Raw genomic sequence first — 20,138 nt, 5'->3', positions numbered from 1 at the left:
GTTTTGACCATTCATGCAAACCCAAAAGAATTGAAACTCCAACTTTCAGCACCCGACCACAAAAAAATCCAAAAGACCATTGCCATTACTGGCTCCAAGAGTGAAACCAACCGCTCTTTGTTGTTGCAGGCACTTTTTCCCAATATCAACATAGAGAATCGTTCCAATTCTGATGATGGAGAGGTAATGCAGAAAGGGTTGTCCAAGTCTGAAGGTGAGGTTGATATTCATCACGCAGGCACAGCCATGCGCTTTTTAACTGCTTATTTTGCTTCGCAAGAAGGCAAGCACGTTACCCTGACAGGTTCGGAGCGCATGCAAGAGCGCCCTATCAAAATCTTGGTCGATGCGTTACGCTCCTTGGGTGCGGATATCGAATACCTTAAAGAGGAAGGCTACCCTCCGTTGAACATCAAAGGGAAAACGTTGGAAAAAAGTCAGGTTTCGCTTCCAGCTAATATCAGTAGCCAATACATTTCAGCGCTATTGTTGATTGCGCCGAGCCTAGAAAATGGCCTAGAGTTGGAACTGGTAGGAAAGATTACGTCGGTGCCCTACATTAAAATGACCCTGGCTCTTTTGGAACAAATTGGTGTAGAAACCAATTTTGAAGGAAACAAAATCACCGTTGCGCCAAAAAAGACCGTTGAAGATATCACATTGGTAGTGGAATCCGATTGGAGTTCCGCTAGTTATTTTTACAGCATAATTGCGCTCAGCGAAGCAGGCTCAGAAATTCAACTGGCATCTTATAAAAAAAATTCATTGCAGGGAGATAGCATTTTAACCGAAATCTATACACATTTTGGAGTTGAGACTTCATTTGCCAACAACACCATTGTGTTGAAAAAAACCACTGCTCCCATTGTAGATCATTTGGAGTATGACCTGTCCAATGCCCCGGATATTGCACAGACCATCGCTGTGACCTGTTTGGGTTTGGGCATAGGATGCCACTTGACGGGATTGCACACCCTCCCCATAAAGGAAACCGACCGTTTGGCTGCATTGCAGACCGAATTGGGCAAGTTTGGGGCCAAGGTGGATATTGATGCCGAGAGCTTGACCTTGCATCCACAAAAGGTCCTAAATCAAGAGGTTAGGGTCGACACCTACAACGATCATAGAATGGCGATGGCCTTTGGTCCACTGGCGCTCAAGGTTGATTTTACCGTGAACGATGCTGAGGTGGTTTCCAAATCTTATCCCGATTTTTGGAGCGACCTAAAGACGCTTGGATTCCCGGTCCAAGAACTGTAATCCACATTTAATCATCAAATTACTTGACATCCGCTATGGGTAGGTCGTATATTTGCCCCTCTTTAAAAAAATCGAAAAAAAGTCCACATGAAATTATCAAACTTCAATTTTGAATTGCCTAAAGAGTTATTGGCAGAATATCCTGCGGAACACAGGGACGAATCCAGACTAATGGTGGTTCACCGTGATAGCGGAAAAATTGAACATAAAATGTTCAAAGACCTAGTCGATTATTTTGATGAAGACGATGTCTTGGTCTTGAACAATACTAAGGTATTTCCAGCCCGACTTTTCGGTAACAAGGAAAAAACAGGAGCCCGTATCGAGGTTTTTCTATTACGGGAACTAAACCAAGAACAGCGTTTGTGGGATGTGTTGGTAGATCCAGCACGAAAGATCCGTATCGGAAACAAACTTTATTTTGGTGATGACGAAAGTTTGGTGGCTGAGGTTATCGATAACACCACATCAAGAGGTAGGACCCTTCGTTTTCTTTACGATGGCTCTTATACCGATTTTAGAAGAAAATTGAGGGAGCTGGGTGAAACGCCTCTTCCAAAGTATATTAAAAGGGAAGTGACCCCAGAGGATGAGGAGCGTTACCAGACCATTTATGCCAAGCATGAAGGTGCCGTAGCCGCCCCCACTGCAGGACTTCACTTTTCCAAGCATTTGCTCAAGCGATTGGAAATAAAAGGTATCAACTTTGCCGAGGTTACGCTGCACGTAGGATTGGGTACTTTTAACCCTGTTGAGGTGGAAGACCTATCCAAGCACAAAATGGATAGCGAGGAATTGGTAATCGATGAAAAGGCCACCGAAATTGTAAACACGGCCAAGGCCAACAAACGCAAGGTGTGTGCCGTAGGAACCACAGTGATGAGAAGTTTGGAAAGTGCCGTTTCATCCGAGCATACATTGAATACGTTTGAGGGCTGGACCAACAAGTTCATTTTCCCTCCCTATGAATTCAGCATAGCCAATTGTATGGTGACCAACTTTCACTTGCCCAAATCCACCTTATTGATGATGATTTCGGCATTTATGGGTCACGACCTGATGAAAAAGGCCTACAAACAGGCCATTTTGGAAGGATATCGCTTCTATTCCTATGGCGATGCGATGTTGATTCTGTAAACGGAATATTTATAAAACAGAAATCCCGTTCGCTTATGGCCAGCGGGATTTTTTCTTGCTTATCTTTAACTAGTGGAAGTCAAAAAAAAGGACATAAGGGCATTGACCAAGGACCAGCTTCGCAATTTTTTCATGGAGCAAGGCGATAAGGCGTTCCGTGGCAACCAAGTCTATGAGTGGTTGTGGCAAAAGTCTGCCCACGATTTTGATGCCATGACCAATATTTCCAAGGAAACCCGTAAAATGCTGGAGGATAACTTTGTGATCAACCACATTCGGGTGGACCAAATGCAGCGTAGCTCGGATGGTACCATTAAGAATGCCGTTCGATTACACGATGGTCTGGTGGTGGAGTCCGTTCTGATACCCACTGAAACCCGCACCACGGCATGTGTTTCCAGTCAAGTAGGCTGTAGTTTGGATTGCCGATTTTGTGCAACGTCACGATTAAAGCGGATGCGAAACCTAAATCCGGATGAAATCTATGACCAAGTAGTAGCCATTGACAACGAAAGCCGATTGTATTTTGACCGTCCGTTGAGCAACATCGTTTTTATGGGGATGGGCGAACCCTTGATGAACTACAACAATGTGCTCAAGGCCATTGATAAGATAACTTCCCCTGAGGGACTCGGTATGTCCCCCAAACGGATTGTGGTTTCCACCTCTGGCGTACCCAAAATCATAAAGAAAATGGCCGACGAAGAAGTCAAGTTCGGCTTGGCGGTGTCCTTGCATTCGGCAATTGATGAGGTGCGAACTTCCATCATGCCCTTTAATGCCACATTCCCTTTAAAAGATTTGCGGGAGTCCTTGGAATATTGGTACAGTAAGACCAAGAACAGGATTACCTACGAATATGTGGTGTGGAAAGGAATCAACGATACTCAAGAAGCAGCGGATGCCTTGGTCAAGTTTTGCAAGTTTGCGCCATCAAAAGTGAATCTGATAGAGTACAACCCCATTGATGACGGGGAATTTCAACAGGCTTCCAATCAAGCGGTGGAAATGTACCAAAACACCTTGGAAAGAAATGGAATCACGGTCACGATTCGTAGGTCCCGTGGCAAGGATATTGACGCTGCTTGTGGTCAGCTTGCGAATAAGAGCTAGTTTTTACACACAGAAGACGGGAAATATGTTGTTCATCCTTTTGCCTTCCACCTTTCACCCTTTTGCTTCATTCCCTGCAAATCACCGATAGTTTTAGGACTGTATCTTAAAACTCGGATTTCATTCCATCAACTCTTTCATTTTCCCTACTTTTAGGGTTTCAAAACCAAACACCACCCGTTACGTTGAAAATCGTTTCGCAGATAAGGGAGCCCATTGAAAAGGAGATGCAGCTTTTCGAGGAAAAATTCCTCAAATCCATGTCCTCTAAAGTCGCGTTGTTCAATAGGATTACCTACTACATAGTCAATAGAAAGGGCAAGCAAATGCGGCCCATGTTCGTTTTTTTAACGGCCAAATTACTGAACGGTGAAGTTAACGAGCGCACCTATACAGGAGCTTCCATTATTGAGTTGATACATACGGCAAGCTTGGTGCATGATGATGTGGTGGACGATAGCAACAAACGCAGGGGCTTTTTCTCCATCAATGCCCTGTGGAAAAATAAAATTGCCGTTTTGGTGGGCGATTTTCTGTTCTCCAAAGGCCTTTTGGTCTCTTTGGAAGGCAAGAATTACGATTTACTGCACATTATTTCCAATGCCGTTCGCGATATGAGCGAGGGGGAACTGCTCCAAATCGAAAAAGCACGTCTTTTGGACATCACCGAAGAGGTGTATTACGATATCATCCGGCAGAAGACCGCCACTTTGATTGCAGCCTGTTGCAGCATGGGAGCCTGCTCCGTACGCCCCGATTCGGAAGAAGTGGAAACCTTCAGAAAATTTGGGGAACTCTGCGGCATGGCGTTTCAAATAAAAGATGACCTTTTTGACTACGGCGCCGAAAAAATCGGCAAGCCCACTGGAATCGATATCAAGGAACAAAAAATGACCCTTCCATTGATCTATGCCTTAAACCATAGTGATAAGGAAAAGAAAAAGTGGTTGATCAACTCCATCAAAAAGCACAACAAGGACAAAAAACGGGTCAAGGAAGTCATATCCTACGTAAAAGCGAAGGGCGGATTGGATTATGCCGTGGTGAAGATGTTGGAGTTTAAGGATGAAGCCTTGGCCATATTGGACAATTACCCCGATTCCGAATACAAAAGTGCCCTCAAACTTATGGTCAACTACGTGGTTGACCGAAAAAAATAATTTTTAATAGTTTGAAAATCAATCATATACTGAAAATCTGTACTTTTCAGGCAACCATTTTTGTTGATATCCCGTCTATGTTAATAGAAGCACTTTTGTAAACCAAACTTTTTTTGAAAATCATCGCGCTACATAACAACGAAAGGCAGTTGATCAAAAAATCGATCAAAGGAGATCCGCAGGCCCAAAAGCAGCTGTACGATAGGTTCTCGCCAAAGATGCTAAGTGTTTGTCGGCAGTACATTAAGGACCTGCATTTTGCGGAAGATGTGATGATCTATGGCTTTGTAAAGGTATTCAACCATTTAAGCTCTTATCAATTTAAAGGAAGTTTTGAAGGTTGGATTCGAACCATTATGGTACGGGAAAGTATCTCATATCTGCGGAAACGACAGTTTGTGGTCTACGATGATGAAGCCATGAAGGAGCCCCACAGCACTGATTTGACCCCCAACACCGGTGTATTGGATGTGGAATATGTACAGCATTTGATCGATGGACTTCCAGAAGGTTATAAAACTGTGTTTTTGTTAAATGCCATTGAAGGCTATGGACATAAGGAAATCGCTGAGATGCTCGAAATCACGGAGGGCACATCAAAATCACAATTGTTCAAGGCCCGAAAGATGCTTCAAGATAATTTGAATTTAAAGGGAATGTCGCCCAAATCACAATCGGCGAACAAACAATAAGGGATATGGATAAATTGGAAAAACATATCAAGGATAAGCTGGAGGAGCGAACCATTGCGCCATCCGAAGGTGCTTGGGATAAGATTGCTTCACAGATCAAGAGTTCTTCACCTAAAAAGCGAACCCCTTGGTTAATATATGCCGTAGCGGCAAGTGTGGTTGGTGTGGTATTGGTATCAGTTTATTTTTTCACAAACGAGTCGCCAAGGGTGGATGAAAACCAAGTAGTGGAAACAGAAACAAAAACCGGAGTCATAACCGAACCAGAACAAACCACCGGCAAGGAATCTATGGAGGAATCGATTGAGGTGGCGGCAATCGAAGCGGATTCCAAGATTACCGAAGAAAACCCAACAATGGATGCGGATAACCCGATTTCCAACGGTGCATTGGTCCAAGAAGAGACGAAAGCCCCGCTAAAGGATGAAATCTTGATCAATTCAGATGCATTGATTGCCCAAAAAGTAGAAGAAGTGGTGGCACAGGTAGAACTGATGGAGCATGCGCAACAGGATGTGACCGATGCTGAGGTAGACTCCCTTTTGAGGGCGGCGCAACGCCAAATCTTAACGGATAAACTGTTCACGGAAAGTGGTTCCGTGGATGCGATGTCACTTTTGGCCGAAGTGGAAGACGAGCTGGACGAGACATTTCGGGACCAAATCTTTGATGCCCTAAAATCAGGATACCTAAAATTACGTACTGCGGTGGCAGACCGAAATCAGTAAAATTATTCATCAATCAAGTCAAACCTCTCACAGCTTCCTGTTCAAACGGGCAGGAAGGAGGGAGGTTTATAATCCAAAAACAATCATGAAAACAATTGCATTTTATTCAACTATCTTAATCTTGTTCCTTGGTTCCGTAATGGCTTTTGGACAAGAAGACTATCAACAGAAAATTGAAGCGCTGAAACAGGAAAAGCAGCGCATCATAGAGCAGGAAAAGGAAGCCCTAAAGTTTGAAGTAAGGGACATCAACCAGCGTTTGGAGAATGGCGATATCAGCGAAAATGAAGCAAGAAGCTTAAAGGAAGAGGTGGCCAAGCAACGTGCCCTAAATATTGAAAACAGGGTTGCCATTATAGAGAACAAGATAGCTCTATTGGAACGCAACCAAGGGGATGTGTTGACATTAACCGAAATGGACACCATTTATGGGGACAGAATGCGGCTTGGTCTTTTGATTGATGGCAAACCGATAATTAGCTTCAAGCCCCATCGAAGGAAAAGAGAAATCCAATACGATAGACGTACGTATTCTGATTTTGTGATGGCCGTTGGTTTAAACAATGCCATTATTGAAGGACAATCCCTAAGCGATTCGCCCTATAAAGTTGGGGGCAGCCGTTTTTTTGAAATGGGCTGGCAATGGCGCACCAGGGTATTTCAAAATTCAAACTGGTTGCGGTTCAACTACGGTTTTTCCTTTCAGTTCAATGGCCTAAAACCCGACGGAAACCGAATTTTTGTTCAAGAGGGGAACCAAACCGTTTTGGAGGAGTTTGAATACGATTTGGACAAATCTAAGTTTCGAATGGACAATCTTGTTTTTCCTGTTCATTTTGAAGTTGGCCCTTCACGCTTGCGTAAAACTGAGCGTACCTTGCGATACTCCATCAGAGATCAATTTAGGCTTGGCTTCGGTGGTTACGGCGGATTTAGTCTGGGTACCCGTCAAAAATTAAAGTACAATCGGGACGGCGAGAATGTCAAGGATAAACTCAAAAGGGATTACAATAGTAGCGACCTTATTTATGGTGTAAGCGGATATATGGGGTTCGACGGGGTGTTGCTCTACATCAAATACGACTTGAACCCAATTTTCAAGGATGCGGAAATCAAACAAAACAATATATCACTGGGCCTTCGGTTTGATATATGACCATTTCCAAGGTTGAACGAACGGTCGGGGTTTCCCGGCCGTTTTTTTATTCCAAAAGGGCCTGTTCCATTTCTGGCGTAAAGTCTTCCTTGTAGTAGACCTTTTTGCAGTGGGAACATTCCGCATAGCGGATATTGTTGATGGTAAAGATGGGAATCCAGAACAAATGGGCATAGTTAGGTTGTGCCACCGCTGTCAATGTCCCTGTCTGGTTACAATAAGGGCAAGTGATATGGGTAAGCACCTTGGTCTCTTTTTTGCCTGGTCGTGTTCCGAAAAAAAGAATCATCGCAAATCAATATTCATGGTTTTCAAAAGTAGCATTTTCAGCAATGATTAAAGAAAAATGAATTTCGTTTTTAATTATTTTCTACATTCGCCCACATTTTTGAAACATGAACACCTATCACGGTTTGGACGATTGGTTGTCTTGGATGGATGACATCTCCAGTAAGGATTATGTGATTATCGACCGTTTTCTGCGGGACGAGCTGTATACCGAGATCAAATCTTTTTTTCTTGGTAAGCTCCCCAATTTTAAGGAAGCAGGGATTGGTGCCCATGCGGATAATCAAATTGACGCAAAAATAAGGGGCGATTTCACCTATTGGTTGGATAGGAACCGAGATGCGCAATTAACGGACTATTGGAGCCTGCTGGATGAGACGATGCATATTTTCAACCGATATTGCTACCTCAGTCTGTCGGGATACGAATTCCACTTGGCCCATTACCCATCAGGTGGCCATTACGATAAACATTTGGACCAGTTCGAAAACCGTAATAACCGGATGATATCCATGATCATCTATTTGAACGATGACTGGAAACAAGGGGATGGCGGTGAGTTGGAAATCTTTGAAAAAGATGGTTCCAGTTTTTTGGTAGAACCCTTGGCCGGTCGATGTGTGATGTTCAAGAGTGCAGAAGTACCGCATGCTGTCCTCAAAGCCCACAAAAGCAGATTTAGCCTCACTGGATGGTTATTGTACCAACCCTCGTCGGTGGGCAAATTGTTTGTTTAATCAATCCTTTTTACCCGGAATCTGCTGAATAAGACTCTCGTTTTGAACAGTTGATGCACCATAGGACATTACCAATGTTCCCTTGGTGCCATCTTTGGCCTCAATGGTAAATACTATAGATTCATCACTTGGGTTTGTCATGCCTTCAAAACGATATGAATTGATTATTTTCAGGTCACTCGGCTGATACTCCCTTTTGGAATAAAGTGCTTTGATACATGTTTCTTCTGCCTCAAAATCCTCTTTGTATCCATCCTCTTGGGTAAGGGTATTTATTGCTTCTGAAAGTGTTGTGAAACTATGTCTATCCATATGTACTGATTATGTTTTTAATCGGTTCGAAAAACTGAGAACCTGTTCTTTTACCTTGGTCCAATCCGTATATTCATGATCTTTGTCCGTATCCACAGATCCACCTTCCTTTTTGGCAATGGAGCGCATGATCAATTTTTTGAAATAATTATATTTTGTGTATTTCAATGCGCCAGCGATGTGCCAAACAGTAGAGGTATTCCATTGGGTCTCTTTTAAAAAGTCCTCGGCTACTTGGGCTATCTCCGCATGTTCCTCTTTAATGGAAGAAGCCATGGCCATACTCACCGAAAAAAAGGCCGTTGGCATGCTGTTCAAGGTATCTAAATGCTCTATCACATAATCCTTGATCGAGGTATTGTATTTCTGCACATGCACGGAACTCCCGATCAGGGCTGCGTCAAAATCGTCGGGTATAGGTGGTTCTTCCACGGCGTTGGCAATAACCACTTGATGCCCCTCTTCTTGAAGTACCTGTTCCATAAACCGGGCAATTTTTCGGGTCTGCCCCTCCACGGTACCATAAATAATCAATATTTTCATGGGAATTAAGGTATTGGTTAAACTACCCTAAGTTCATGAATATCCCCTTTAAGTTACATGATTTTGGTCAGTTTACCATCCAAAAGCATCATAATTTGCCGCCAACAATGGGAAGAGTGAGTGCTGTTCCGTCCAAATCTACCGTCAATTCGGTGCCGGGCTCCGGCCAAAGGGTGAATTCCTTATCGCTGGAAAAAATCATCAGTCCTATTTGTTGGCCTTTTGGAATAATTTGGTCATCTGGCATCAATTCAAATTCCATTTCATAAAATTTTCCAGGGACCAAGGGTTCACTTTCGGTCAAGGAACTATGATTTTGGGGGTCGGCCCATCCACGGGTAATGATGTTATCTGTTATTTTAGTGTTCAAGGCTTCGGACCACGGCAAGGAAACCAACCAAACGGATAGATTGGCGGCAGGTTTGCTACTTGCTAACTTGATTTTGATTTTTGGCGTCCCAGAAATGTGGACATCCTTGGTCAAAGTGGGAGTAACATATAGCAATCGGTGTTCCGTGGTTTCTGCAGCTGCCAGACTGGAACCTGAAAAGGAATAATTATCGACCAAGGTTTCGGTCCCTGCCTTTTTTGGTTTGTCCACAGTCAAAATACCTTTTCTGGGAGCACCGGGGCTCGGGTAAAGGGTAATGTCTTTGGCATCTGGGTTGGGGTAGTCCTCGTAGGGTGTTGGGTTGTCCTTTGTATCATTTTCCCTTACAATCCATGCCCTTGGTTCGTTTTCCACTCCATTTTCCACTCCGTACAAATAACGTGTAAACCATCGGTTCATCATGGAAATTGGGGGAGGGCCACCATGCCCGTTCTGATGGTAATAGATTTTCACGGGCAATCCCATTTCCTTGGCTTTTTTATAAATCCGATAACTATGCTCTGGCATTACGTTCCAATCGTTAAAACCGTGAGACATGAAAAGGGCTGCTTTCATCGGCTTCATATCGTTGAGATAATCCCGTCCAGCCCAAAAGTCATTGTAATCACCGGTAATACGATCTAGTCCGTTCTTCATTTCAGTGTCGCGGACCACTTTATTGTTCCGTTCCCTTTTAGATTCGTCACCGCTATGGATAAAGTCATAAAGAACATCAATATCCTCTCCCAAATAGCCGCCAGGAGAACGTACCAATCCATTGGAACGGTAATAATGGTAATACGAGGTGTTGGGAGCGATGGGTATAATGGCCTCAAGTCCTTCGACCCCTGTGATCGCTGCGGCTAATGGAATGGTTCCGTTGTACGAAGTACCGGTCATGCCAACCTTTCCTGTAGACCAGTAGGCCTTCACTTCGGTGTCCCCGTCTCTTTCAGAATAGCCTTTGGCCCTTCCGTTGAGCCAATCAATAACGGCTTTGGGAGCCAAGGATTCGTTGTCGCCTCCCACTGTTGGGGCGCCGTCCGAAAGACCTGTGCCCGGCGAAGAGGAATGAACCACGATGTAACCTCGTGGGACCCATGTCATCACCTGGGAGTTGGATATAATAGGGCGTTCGCCCACGCGTGTAACGTTGGGGTGCGTTCTAGGTTTTCCAACTTCACCCAGTTCGTGCTGTACGTTCCAAAAAATAGCTTTGTCCATACCGGCAGTGCCAGCATAATAGGGACTGGATTCGTAAATTATGGGAAGTTGTAGCCCTTCGGAATCTGTTTGCTCCGGCCGGGTTACATCCACGTGCATACGGTCAAGTTTTCCATCCCCATCCGAATCAAACTCGGTTTCCACCCAGAGGTCATGGCGAATCCATTTACTTGGGTCGGAAAATGCTTCTACCACTTGTGCTTCGCCATTTTCGATGATGGGTTCGGCCTTTTTGGCCATTTGCCCATAAGACGACACAACGAAAGTGAACAGTAAGGCGGTGATTGCCCATGAGGGGCCAGCAATTTTTTTGATCATGATATCCCTTGTTACAAAGTTTCCTTGCTCCGATGGCAAGAACCTCTAAGATACAAAATGTAAAAGAGGGAATTCCTTTTTGGATTCATCAAAACATTGTTTTTATTTACCTTTAACAGCTATTTTAGTCGAATACCGTGATTTCAAAAACCACCATAGACCAAGTATATGAAACTGCCCGTTTGGAGGAGGTAATCGGTGATTTTGTCCAATTAAAAAAATCGGGTTCCAATTTTAAGGGATTAAGTCCATTCACGGATGAAAGGACTCCTAGTTTCATGGTTTCCCCGGTAAAACAGATTTGGAAGGATTTTAGTAGTGGGAAAGGCGGGAATGTGGTGGCTTTCTTGATGGAACACGAACATTTTACCTATCCCGAAGCTATAAAATACCTAGCCAAAAAATACAACATTGAGGTAGAGGAAACCGAACAGACCAATGAGCAAAAGGAACAGGCCAACGAACGGGAAAGTATGTATTTGGTCTCGGAATATGCCCAAAAGTACTTTGAGGAAACTTTGTGGCAAAGCGAGCCGGGGAAGGCCATAGGGCTCTCGTACTTCAAGGAACGGGGATTTACGGACGACATTATTAAAAAATTTGGTCTCGGCTACAGTTTGGACGAGTGGGAGGCCTTTACCAAAACAGCGTTGGATAAAGGGTATCAATTGGAGTTTTTGGAAAAAACGGGACTAACCATAGTCAAGGAACAAACGGGAGGCGAAAGCAGAACGTTCGACCGCTTCAAGGGTAGGGTCATGTTTCCGATACATTCCATGAGTGGACGGGTACTTGGTTTTGGTGGACGTATTTTGACGAATGATAAGAAAGCTGCCAAATACTTGAACTCGCCCGAGAGCGATATTTATCATAAAAGTAAGGTGCTCTACGGTATTTATTTTGCCAAACAGGCCATTGCCAAAGAGGACAACTGTTTTTTGGTGGAAGGATACACGGATGTCATCCAAATGTACCAAAGTGGTATTGAGAATGTGGTATCCTCAAGCGGAACGGCACTGACCCCAGAGCAGATTCGCCTTATCAATAGGTTGACCAAAAATATCACTGTGCTTTTTGATGGCGATGCAGCTGGTCTTCGGGCATCCTTGCGTGGTATTGACCTTATTTTGGAACAGGGGATGAACGTAAAGGTGTGCACTTTTCCTGAAGGCGAAGACCCCGATAGTTTTTCAAAAAACAATACCTACGAGGATTTGGTGGGCTATTTGGAGGAGAATGCCATGGATTTTATTCAGTTCAAAACCTCCTTGTTGGCCAAGGAAGCTGCCAACGATCCTATCAAAAGGGCAGATACGGTGCGGGATATTGTAAACAGTATCAGTAAAATTCCCGATCGTATCCGACAGGAAATCTATGTGCAGGAATGTGCCAAGATGATGCAGATTTCCGAAGAAGTGCTGTATAATACCTTGGCGCAATTAGACAAAAAGCACCAGACCGATACGGCTAAAAAGGCCAAGCTAGAACAGAAGGCCTTTGAAGTGGTCAAGAACGATGCCGTCGTGGAAAAGGTGGATGTCCAGTACGAGCTGGAGCGTAAGATTATAGAGGTTCTCTTGTTGTACGGTAATCAAAAACAGGAATTTGAGGACTTGGTGCTGAAAGAGAATGAAGATGGAGAATTGGTCTTGGAGCCAGAAATTGTGGAATCCAAAGTATATGAAAAAGTGTATTTGGATCTTCAGGATGATGAAATCGAACTGACCAATGAGCAGTTCAAGACCATTTATTATAAATTGATAGAGCGACTGAACGAGGATACCGAGTTTTCGGTGAGTTCTTTTCTATCGGAACTGGACCAAGAAGTGGTTGCTGAGGTATCCTCCATATTGATGGAGGAGGAGCAATATGTGCTCCATGATTGGGAGCGACGGGATATTTATCCTAAAGAGAAAAAAATTGGTGTGGCCCAATTGGTAGGTGAGACCATTCTAACCCTTCGATGCAACCTTATTAAAAATAGGATCGAAAAACTGAAGGAAAGAACACAGGACAACTTGGGAGATAACACGGAAATTTTGGAGGAAATCATGAATTACCTTCAACTCAACAAACTCTTGAACGCTAAATTGAACAGGGTGCTATCCTAAACGTAAAAACCCTTTCCAATAGAATTGAAAAGGGTCAATACAATAGTTGGTTTGGTTGGGTATTTCTAATAGAGTTCCAAGGCTTTGGCCTGTTGTAGCAAGTCCACCAAATTATCTACGTTCAACTTCTTCATCAATCTGGCTTTGTAGGTACTTACCGTTTTTTCGTTCAGATTTAGTCCCTCTGCAACCTCTTTGTTCCTTTTACCGCTGGCCAACAGCTTCAATACTTCAACTTCTCTGGAAGAAAGTTTTCTAAAGAATCTTCTTGGTTTCTGGGTACTTTCATCGAAGGCGAGTCTTTGGGCCAGTTCATTGGTGATGAACATATTGCCTTCGCTCACTTTTCTTACGGCTGAAATAATGTACTCCAAATCGGCAGTTTTGGAAAGGTACCCATAGGCACCGGCACGGATGGTGCTTAGGGCGTAAACGTCTTCGGACTGTCCGCTGTACATTAAAGTTTTAATGTCAGGGAAATCCTGTTTCATTTTTCTTAGGGTGGCAATTCCGTTGATTTCGGGAATGTCCATCTCTAAAATAACTACATCGGGGGTTATGGATTTCAATGTATTAAAAAGCTCTTCGGTAGTCGAAACATCTGCTGTGACCTCAATGTCAGAGCTGGATTCAAGTACCTTTTTGATACCAAGCCTTACAACCGGATGGTTATCAGCTATCAATACTTTTATCATTTTCTTAAGTTTTGTTTAATGAATGGTTAGTGGCTAAAAACTTACAATAATTAGCAAGCAAGATAACAATTTAATCATGTAAAACTGTAACTTTTTTCTTAAAACCATAGTTTTTCTATGGTTTTTTTCGTCTTAATCAAGGGTTTTAAGGGTGAACCGCTATTTTAAATTACTTGGAATTTCACAAATAGGAATCGGAACCATCTTGTGTTTGTTGGCTGTATTGTATCTTTTATAAATCATAAACACTTCTTTTTCGCGTCCCGAAAAATCCGCTGCGGTTTTACCCTTATCGTCCATTTCCATGGCCCATTCCAGTTCGGGGTACGATGCCCCTATTTGGTCTTCATCCGTTCTGCTGTCCCCCCAAAGGCCATCGGTTGGTGGCGCTTCCATAATATCCTGATGAATACCGAGTACTTTTCCCAGTTCGTAAACTTCCGTTTTTACTAGGTCGGCAATAGGACTAAGGTCTACGCCACCATCTCCGTATTTGGTATAAAATCCAACGCCAAAATCTTCCACCTTGTTTCCGGTACCTGCCACCAAATACCCTTTTAAGGCTGCGAAATAATAAAGGGTCGTCATTCGGAGCCTTGCACGGGTATTGGCTAACGACATGAGCCGTTCTTCTTCATCCTGTACTTTTGGGAAAGCATCTACCAAACTGTCAAAAACAGGTGTAAGGTCGACTGGCTGCCTGGAAACATTTGGGAAGTTTTCCATTAACCAATCAATATGGTTGTCGGCCCTGGTTACTTGACTTTTTCCTTGGTGGATGGGCATTTCCAAACACAAAAGGTTCAGTCCGGTCTTGGCACATAATGTAGAGGTGACCGCAGAATCTATGCCTCCCGAAACTCCAATGACAAAACCTTTACAATTGGCGTTTTCTGCGTACGACTTTAACCAACCAACAATGTGCTCAATTACCTTTTCTGTTTGCATATCTTCCTATTTAGATTCAATAATTTACCTTTGTGCCCTGTAAATTTAAACCCTGTACCCTTAAAAATGAAGTGGTTGTTGAAATACTTTAGGAATCCGATAGGCCATGGGCTTTCTTTGGCACTTATCTTAATGCTTTCATCCTGTGGGGAAACGGACCAAACGGAAGCAGAAATCAATAAAGTTGCCATTGATTTGCAGATTTCAAGGTTCGATCAAGAATTTGCAAATGCCGATGCAGCCGACATTCCAGGATTGAAGGCGACGTATCCCTACCTGTTCCCGGAACAGTTCCCCGATAGTGTTTGGGTAGCCAAACTTACAGATACCATACAAGTGGAACTTTCCGAAGAAGTGGAAAAGGCTTTTGGTAACTTTAAGGCGGAAGCTGCTGATTTGGAATCCCTTTTCAAGCATATTAAATATTACTTTCCTGATACCAAGATACCCCATGTGGTAACGTTGACTTCCGATGTAAGATATGAGAACCGGATTATATTGACGGATTCCCTTTTGCTCATTGGTCTTGATAATTATTTGGGAGAGGACCATCACTTTTATGAAGGGATGCAACGCTATATTGCAGCATCGCTGAACAAAGAGTTTTTGATTTCAGATGTGGCGAGTGCCTTTGCCAAGAAAGTACTTTCCTATCCACGCAACCGAACGCTTCTCTCCCGAATGGTCTATTATGGAAAGGAACTCTACTTAAAGGACAAATTGATTCCATCGGCTACCGATGCCCAAAAAATAGGATATTCCCAAGAACAAATGGATTGGGCCAAAGCGAATGAAGAGCAAATGTGGACCTATTTTGTAGAGAGAGAACTGTTGTACAGTACAGATACGGGCTTGGACCGTAAATTTTTGGACCCTGCACCCTTCACCAAGTTTGGTCTGGAGCTCGACAATGAATCCCCTCCGCGTTTGGGAAGGTATATGGGATGGCAAATTGTAAGGGCCTTCATGGAAAAAAATGAAACTGATTTGCAGCAATTGCTGGAAATGTCAGCGGATGAAATTTTAAAACAGTCAAATTACAAACCAAAACGATAAATGGCAGTAAAACATACTTCGGAAATCACTTTAAAAGTAGGATTGGACGAGAACCGAGTTCCCGAGGAATTGAAGTGGTCGGCACAGGATGGTGGCATCAATGAAGAGGAGGCCAAAGCCATGCTATTGTCCGTTTGGGACAGCAAAAACCAAGAATCCCTCAAAATAGATTTGTGGACCAAGGATATGCCCGTGGATGAAATGAAGATATTTTTCCATCAAACCTTGGTGACCATGGCCGATACTTTTTACAAGGCGACCCAAGACGAAAAAATGACAGCTACCATGAAGGATTTCTGTGACTATTTTGCGGAAAAGCTGGAATTGAAAAAGTAGGTAACAAAAAAGCCCCGTTTCGGGGCTTTTTTTGATGGACAACTTATCGTCCAATTTGGTCTAAGCTCATGGGGACCTCCATAAGCAACACCCTGCTGTTGGTAAGTGATGTAATGTTAAACGAATCGGTATCCCAAATACCAAAACCGTCCCGTTTGTCCAATTTTTGACCATCTATTTCCACTGCTCCTTCCAGAATAAAGGCATACACCCCATTCCCTTCTTTTTTGATGTGATAGGAATCGGTGGCACCTGCCTCAAATTTCCCTAAATGGAACCAAGCGTCTTGGTGTACCCAAACTCCTTCGTCATCAGGATTGGGCGAAAGTACTTGGTAAAATGCATTTTCCTTCTCGATATCCCGAATGGAAATCTGGTCGTATCGGGGTTCCACATTACGTTTGTTGGGGAAAACCCAAATCTGCAAGAACTTAACCTCTTGGTCACTGTTTTTGTTGTATTCGCTATGTTGAATCCCGGTTCCTGCACTCATTACTTGAACATCACCTTCCCTAATGGTCGTGGTATTGCCCATGCTGTCCTTGTGTTCCAAATCCCCTTCCAAAGGAATGGAAATGATTTCCATATTGTCGTGTGGGTGGGTGCCAAAACCTCTTCCAGGAGCAACTTGGTCGTCATTCAGTACGCGCAACACCCCAAAGTGCATGCGCTCTGGATCATGGTATCCTGCAAAACTAAAGGTGTGGTATGAATTTAACCAGCCATGGTCTGCGTGTCCGCGGGTCGCTGCTTTGTGCAATACAGATTTCATTTTATCAATCTTTTAATAGTTAAAAAAATAATTTTTGGGTATGGGATTAGTCGTACCTATCAACAGAATCTTACCGTTTTGGCTCATCGGTAAAATTGGGAGCTTTGCTATTATTTGTTGCTTTGAAAAAACTCTTGGTTAATGCCATCAATAAATTCCAAAAGCTCTTCCCGTCCCATTCGATTACTGGAGGAAGTGGTGAAATGTGGAGGTGCTTCTTCCCAGGCCCCTTCCAATAATTTTTGTAAATAATAGTTTACTTGGCGTTCGATGGCATTGGGTTTCAGTTTATCCGCTTTGGTAAAAATAATAGCAAAGGGAATCTGGTTGGTGCCCAGCCATTCCATAAATTCCAAATCCACAGGTTGCGGGTCATGGCGTATATCCACCAAAACAAAACCGCAGACCAGTTGTTTGCGCTGTTGGAAGTAGTCGGTGATATATTTTTGAAAGGTCTTTTTGTCTTTTTTGGAGACGCGGGCATAGCCATATCCCGGCAAGTCCACCAAAAACCAATTGCTGTTGATTTTAAAATGGTTGATGAGCTGCGTTTTTCCAGGTCTTCCCGAGGTCTTGGCCAATGCTTTGCGCTCTACCAGCATATTGATCAAGGAAGATTTTCCCACGTTGGACCTCCCGATAAACGCATATTCGGGCAACGGTTCATTGGGGCATTTGGCAACATTCGAGTTGCTCATCACAAATTCTGCCGAGGTGATTTTCATGCCTAGAAGTTACGCTTTTTCAGCCAAGCTTCCAGAATTCGGTTAAAGTCGTTGGGGTGCTCCATCATAGGGGCGTGGCCGCATTTTTCTATCCAATACAAATCGGAATCTGGCAAGAGCTCATGGAATTCCTTGGCTACATTTGGAGGGGTCACCGTATCATTTTCTCCCCAAATAATGCAGGTTGGCGTGTGCATATGTGGTAAATCCTTGGCCATGTTGTGGCGAATTGCACTTTTGGCAATGGCCAACGTTTTTACCAATTTCATTCGGTCGTTTACCGTAGCGAATACTTCATCAACGATTTCTTTGGTGGCTACTTTTGGGTCGTAGAATACGTCTTCTGCCTTCTTTTTGATGAACTCGTAGTCGCCGCGCTTTGGGTAACCATCGCCCATGGCACTCTCATAGAGTCCAGAGCTGCCGGTAATCACCAATGCCTTGACCATTTTAGGAAACATTTTGGTGTGCAAGAGGCCAATGTGTCCGCCAAGTGAATTTCCCAACAAAATCACATCTTTAAGTCCTTTGTGCTCAATGAAGCCCTCCAAAAAATTGGCAAAGTTCTTTACCGTGGTCTTCAAGAGGGGCATGTCGTAAATGGGCAGTTCGGGAATCAGCACCTTGTAGCCTTTCGATGGAAAATATTCCGATACGCCTTGGAAGTTGCTCAACCCTCCCATCAAACCGTGTAGTATGATCATGGGAGTACCTTCTCCCTTTTCTATATACCGGTATTTGCCATCCTCAATTAAGTGCTCTTCCATCTATAGTCAGTTGGTAGTAAGAGGCGCAAATATAGGAATTTCATATCACAAAGATTTTAGGTTTTTAACATATCCGACAGAAGTTTTTCAATTCCGGACAAAACACATTTCCTATCAACAAGAAAACTCAGCTTCCATTTGAGGGTAAGGAGATGTGCTTTTCGTCTAAAAGTGGAGAATTTATTAACAAAAGTGGTGGTAAGTGGAGAAATGTGGAAATAAAATCTATATATTTGAGTTGTATTAACTAACCAATTGATTTCTAGTGACCCATATCATCGGACAACATGATTGCAAAGCGGACTCCAAAGGAAGGGTATTGTTGCCCATTTCTTTGAAGAACCAATTGGTGCCCGTAATCAAGGATGGGTTTGTCATCAAACGGTCGGTCTTTCAGCAGTGTTTGGAACTATATCCCAAAGCACAGTTCGATGTCTTGATGCAGAAGGTGATGAAGAAAAGCAAAATCAACCGAAAGTATGATGCTTTTGTGAGAAATTTTGTGGCAGGTATGAAGGAAGTGAGCATTGATGCCGATTCCGGACGACTTCAAATTCCCAAGAACCTGGTTGATTTTGCGGCTATAGAAAAGGAAGTGGTCCTGAACGCGGTTTTTGATAAAATCGAGATTTGGAACAAAGATATGTACGAGAAAGTCTTGGCAGAAGGTGAGAAGGACTATGCCGATTTGGCCGAGGAGATTTTTGACGACGATGAGTAGTGCATACCACAACCCCGTACTCTTGAAAGAGTCGGTGGACGGATTGAACATAAAGCAAGATGGAGTGTATGTGGATGTCACTTTTGGTGGCGGTGGGCACTCCAAAGAAATTTTGAAAAGATTGGGTGAGGGCGGAAAATTGTTCGCCTTTGATCAAGATGAAGATGCCTTGCAGAATGCATTGGAAGATGAGAGGTTTCAATTGATCAATCAGAACTTTCGCTATCTCAAACAGTTTTTGAAGTTCTATGGCATTCGGAAAGTTGATGGAATCTTGGCGGATTTTGGGGTTTCCTCCCATCAGTTCGATGAGGCTGAACGAGGTTTTTCCATCCGTTTCAATGCGGATTTGGATATGCGGATGGACAAAAGCGGCGAATTATCGGCCTATCAGGTCGTAAACACCTATTCCCAAGAAGAATTAGCATCGGTTCTTTTTCAATATGGCGAGTTGCGCAATGCCAATGCCATGGCCAAAACCATAGTTGAGGCCAGGGTGGAGGAGCCCATCAAAACTACCGATGACCTTAAAAAGGTGTTGAGTAGGTTTTTGCCCAAAATGAAAGAGAATAAAATTTTGGCACAGATCTATCAGGCCATTCGAATTGAGGTCAACCAAGAAATCGAGGTGCTAAAGGAATTTTTTGAGCAGGTGCCAGAGGTGCTGAAGGAAGGTGGACGATTGAGTGTTATCAGCTATCATTCCTTGGAAGATAGATTGGCCAAACGATTCATCCGATCAGGAAAGTTTGAGGGAGAGCCGGAAAAGGATTTTTATGGGAATATCAATGTTCCCTTGAAAAAAATAGGGGGGTTGATCACTCCATCAGCAGAAGAAATAGCCAATAATAATAGAGCAAGAAGTGCAAAGCTCCGCATTGCGGAAAAAACATAAAAATTCTCGGACGCTGAGCTGTCACCCTGAGCGCAGTCGAAGGGGTAGTCGAAGCGTAAGAGAACTAGAAGTCG

The 20,138-nt window shown here is 43.5% G+C and carries 22 protein-coding genes; 13 read left to right on the top strand and 9 right to left on the bottom strand.

Annotated elements, in window-relative coordinates; genetic code table 11:
• The first annotated feature begins 30 nt into the window (after positions 1–30).
• From EO130_RS08895 to EO130_RS08865, 7 genes are all read left to right on the top strand, one after another.
• Positions 31–1,260: a 3-phosphoshikimate 1-carboxyvinyltransferase gene (locus EO130_RS08895; RefSeq protein WP_127141160.1), complete on the top strand. Its 1,230-nt coding sequence runs from the start codon at positions 31–33 to the stop codon at positions 1,258–1,260.
• A gap of 87 nt (positions 1,261–1,347) precedes the next feature.
• Complete coding sequence (gene queA, locus EO130_RS08890; protein ID WP_127141159.1) at positions 1,348–2,397, top strand: tRNA preQ1(34) S-adenosylmethionine ribosyltransferase-isomerase QueA; 1,050 nt, start codon at positions 1,348–1,350, stop codon at positions 2,395–2,397.
• Positions 2,398–2,469: 72 nt separating this feature from the next.
• Positions 2,470–3,510: a dual-specificity RNA methyltransferase RlmN gene (gene rlmN / locus EO130_RS08885; RefSeq protein ID WP_127141158.1), complete on the top strand. Its 1,041-nt coding sequence runs from the start codon at positions 2,470–2,472 to the stop codon at positions 3,508–3,510.
• Positions 3,511–3,695: 185 nt separating this feature from the next.
• The gene (locus tag EO130_RS08880; RefSeq protein ID WP_127141157.1) at positions 3,696–4,670 is read left to right on the top strand and encodes a polyprenyl synthetase family protein; all 975 of its coding nucleotides are present in this window, start codon (positions 3,696–3,698) and stop codon (positions 4,668–4,670) included.
• A 113-nt stretch (positions 4,671–4,783) separates the two neighbouring features.
• Positions 4,784–5,362 (top strand): RNA polymerase sigma factor, encoded by a 579-nt coding sequence (locus tag EO130_RS08875; RefSeq protein WP_127141156.1) that lies wholly within the window; start codon positions 4,784–4,786, stop codon positions 5,360–5,362.
• A gap of 5 nt (positions 5,363–5,367) precedes the next feature.
• The gene (locus EO130_RS08870; protein ID WP_127141155.1) at positions 5,368–6,090 is read left to right on the top strand and encodes a hypothetical protein; all 723 of its coding nucleotides are present in this window, start codon (positions 5,368–5,370) and stop codon (positions 6,088–6,090) included.
• Between the two features lie 85 nt (positions 6,091–6,175).
• Positions 6,176–7,246 carry a hypothetical protein gene (locus tag EO130_RS08865; protein ID WP_127141154.1) on the top strand — a complete coding sequence of 357 codons (1,071 nt, stop codon included), beginning with the start codon at positions 6,176–6,178 and terminating at the stop codon, positions 7,244–7,246.
• Positions 7,247–7,292: 46 nt separating this feature from the next.
• Here EO130_RS08865 and EO130_RS08860 read toward each other — a convergent pair whose 3' ends face one another.
• A complete protein-coding gene (locus EO130_RS08860) occupies positions 7,293–7,535 on the bottom strand; it encodes a zinc-ribbon domain-containing protein (protein WP_127141153.1) in 243 nt (80 codons plus the stop codon).
• Between the two features lie 106 nt (positions 7,536–7,641).
• Between EO130_RS08860 and EO130_RS08855 the strand changes: the two genes are divergently transcribed.
• On the top strand, positions 7,642–8,271 hold the full coding sequence (locus tag EO130_RS08855; RefSeq protein WP_241244327.1) for a 2OG-Fe(II) oxygenase: 630 nt from the start codon (positions 7,642–7,644) through the stop codon (positions 8,269–8,271).
• On the opposite strand, the gene EO130_RS08850 is transcribed toward EO130_RS08855, so the two are convergent.
• From EO130_RS08850 to EO130_RS08840, 3 genes are all read right to left on the bottom strand, one after another.
• Positions 8,272–8,583: a phosphoribosylpyrophosphate synthetase gene (locus EO130_RS08850; protein WP_127141152.1), complete on the bottom strand. Its 312-nt coding sequence runs from the start codon at positions 8,581–8,583 to the stop codon at positions 8,272–8,274.
• 9 nt (positions 8,584–8,592) lie between these two features.
• A complete protein-coding gene (locus EO130_RS08845) occupies positions 8,593–9,126 on the bottom strand; it encodes a flavodoxin domain-containing protein (RefSeq protein WP_127141151.1) in 534 nt (177 codons plus the stop codon).
• 88 nt (positions 9,127–9,214) lie between these two features.
• Positions 9,215–11,038 (bottom strand): Xaa-Pro dipeptidyl-peptidase, encoded by a 1,824-nt coding sequence (locus EO130_RS08840; protein WP_127141150.1) that lies wholly within the window; start codon positions 11,036–11,038, stop codon positions 9,215–9,217.
• Positions 11,039–11,175: 137 nt separating this feature from the next.
• Between EO130_RS08840 and dnaG the strand changes: the two genes are divergently transcribed.
• Positions 11,176–13,149, top strand: coding sequence for a DNA primase (dnaG, locus tag EO130_RS08835; protein ID WP_127141149.1), 1,974 nt, complete (start codon positions 11,176–11,178; stop codon positions 13,147–13,149).
• 65 nt (positions 13,150–13,214) lie between these two features.
• Here dnaG and EO130_RS08830 read toward each other — a convergent pair whose 3' ends face one another.
• Together EO130_RS08830 and nadE are read right to left on the bottom strand one after the other, a co-directional pair.
• Entirely contained in the window at positions 13,215–13,844 is a 630-nt protein-coding gene (locus EO130_RS08830) for a response regulator (protein ID WP_127141148.1), read from the bottom strand.
• A 159-nt stretch (positions 13,845–14,003) separates the two neighbouring features.
• A complete protein-coding gene (gene nadE, locus EO130_RS08825) occupies positions 14,004–14,792 on the bottom strand; it encodes an NAD(+) synthase (RefSeq protein ID WP_127141147.1) in 789 nt (262 codons plus the stop codon).
• 66 nt (positions 14,793–14,858) lie between these two features.
• On the opposite strand from nadE, the gene gldB reads away from it, so the two are divergent.
• Both gldB and gldC read left to right on the top strand, forming a co-directional pair.
• Positions 14,859–15,848, top strand: a complete 990-nt coding sequence (gldB, locus tag EO130_RS08820) for a gliding motility lipoprotein GldB (RefSeq protein ID WP_164732908.1) — start codon at positions 14,859–14,861, stop codon at positions 15,846–15,848.
• Entirely contained in the window at positions 15,849–16,184 is a 336-nt protein-coding gene (gene gldC / locus EO130_RS08815) for a gliding motility protein GldC (protein ID WP_127141145.1), read from the top strand. It abuts the gene before it with no gap.
• Between the two features lie 43 nt (positions 16,185–16,227).
• Here gldC and EO130_RS08810 read toward each other — a convergent pair whose 3' ends face one another.
• The 3 genes from EO130_RS08810 to EO130_RS08800 form a co-directional block, all read right to left on the bottom strand.
• On the bottom strand, positions 16,228–16,956 hold the full coding sequence (locus tag EO130_RS08810; protein ID WP_127141144.1) for a pirin family protein: 729 nt from the start codon (positions 16,954–16,956) through the stop codon (positions 16,228–16,230).
• Between the two features lie 110 nt (positions 16,957–17,066).
• Positions 17,067–17,681, bottom strand: coding sequence for a ribosome biogenesis GTP-binding protein YihA/YsxC (gene yihA, locus EO130_RS08805; RefSeq protein ID WP_127141143.1), 615 nt, complete (start codon positions 17,679–17,681; stop codon positions 17,067–17,069).
• A 2-nt stretch (positions 17,682–17,683) separates the two neighbouring features.
• A complete protein-coding gene (locus EO130_RS08800; protein WP_127141142.1) occupies positions 17,684–18,448 on the bottom strand; it encodes an alpha/beta fold hydrolase in 765 nt (254 codons plus the stop codon).
• A 265-nt stretch (positions 18,449–18,713) separates the two neighbouring features.
• On the opposite strand from EO130_RS08800, the gene EO130_RS08795 reads away from it, so the two are divergent.
• Together EO130_RS08795 and rsmH are read left to right on the top strand one after the other, a co-directional pair.
• Positions 18,714–19,169 carry a division/cell wall cluster transcriptional repressor MraZ gene (locus EO130_RS08795; RefSeq protein ID WP_127141141.1) on the top strand — a complete coding sequence of 152 codons (456 nt, stop codon included), beginning with the start codon at positions 18,714–18,716 and terminating at the stop codon, positions 19,167–19,169.
• Entirely contained in the window at positions 19,162–20,064 is a 903-nt protein-coding gene (rsmH, locus tag EO130_RS08790) for a 16S rRNA (cytosine(1402)-N(4))-methyltransferase RsmH (RefSeq protein ID WP_127141140.1), read from the top strand. Before EO130_RS08795 ends, rsmH begins: the two co-directional genes overlap by 8 nt.
• Positions 20,065–20,138 lie beyond the last annotated feature (74 nt).

This window comes from Flagellimonas marinaquae (genome assembly GCF_003992675.1).
GTDB lineage: Bacteria > Bacteroidota > Bacteroidia > Flavobacteriales > Flavobacteriaceae > Flagellimonas > Flagellimonas marinaquae.
Note: the sequence above shows the minus strand (reverse complement) of the source record. Positions and strands in the feature narration are given on the sequence as shown.

Coding starts and splice junctions, on each gene's coding strand:
- queA (WP_127141159.1), top strand. CDS start 1,348: ATGAAATTATCAAACTTCAATTTTGAATTGCCTAAAGAGTTATTGGCA.
- EO130_RS08870 (WP_127141155.1), top strand. CDS start 5,368: ATGGATAAATTGGAAAAACATATCAAGGATAAGCTGGAGGAGCGAACC.
- EO130_RS08865 (WP_127141154.1), top strand. CDS start 6,176: ATGAAAACAATTGCATTTTATTCAACTATCTTAATCTTGTTCCTTGGT.
- EO130_RS08860 (WP_127141153.1), bottom strand. CDS start 7,535: ATGATTCTTTTTTTCGGAACACGACCAGGCAAAAAAGAGACCAAGGTG.
- EO130_RS08855 (WP_241244327.1), top strand. CDS start 7,642: ATGAACACCTATCACGGTTTGGACGATTGGTTGTCTTGGATGGATGAC.
- EO130_RS08850 (WP_127141152.1), bottom strand. CDS start 8,583: ATGGATAGACATAGTTTCACAACACTTTCAGAAGCAATAAATACCCTT.
- EO130_RS08845 (WP_127141151.1), bottom strand. CDS start 9,126: ATGAAAATATTGATTATTTATGGTACCGTGGAGGGGCAGACCCGAAAA.
- EO130_RS08840 (WP_127141150.1), bottom strand. CDS start 11,038: ATGATCAAAAAAATTGCTGGCCCCTCATGGGCAATCACCGCCTTACTG.
- EO130_RS08830 (WP_127141148.1), bottom strand. CDS start 13,844: ATGATAAAAGTATTGATAGCTGATAACCATCCGGTTGTAAGGCTTGGT.
- nadE (WP_127141147.1), bottom strand. CDS start 14,792: ATGCAAACAGAAAAGGTAATTGAGCACATTGTTGGTTGGTTAAAGTCG.
- gldB (WP_164732908.1), top strand. CDS start 14,859: ATGAAGTGGTTGTTGAAATACTTTAGGAATCCGATAGGCCATGGGCTT.
- gldC (WP_127141145.1), top strand. CDS start 15,849: ATGGCAGTAAAACATACTTCGGAAATCACTTTAAAAGTAGGATTGGAC.
- EO130_RS08810 (WP_127141144.1), bottom strand. CDS start 16,956: ATGAAATCTGTATTGCACAAAGCAGCGACCCGCGGACACGCAGACCAT.
- yihA (WP_127141143.1), bottom strand. CDS start 17,681: ATGAAAATCACCTCGGCAGAATTTGTGATGAGCAACTCGAATGTTGCC.
- EO130_RS08800 (WP_127141142.1), bottom strand. CDS start 18,448: ATGGAAGAGCACTTAATTGAGGATGGCAAATACCGGTATATAGAAAAG.
- rsmH (WP_127141140.1), top strand. CDS start 19,162: ATGAGTAGTGCATACCACAACCCCGTACTCTTGAAAGAGTCGGTGGAC.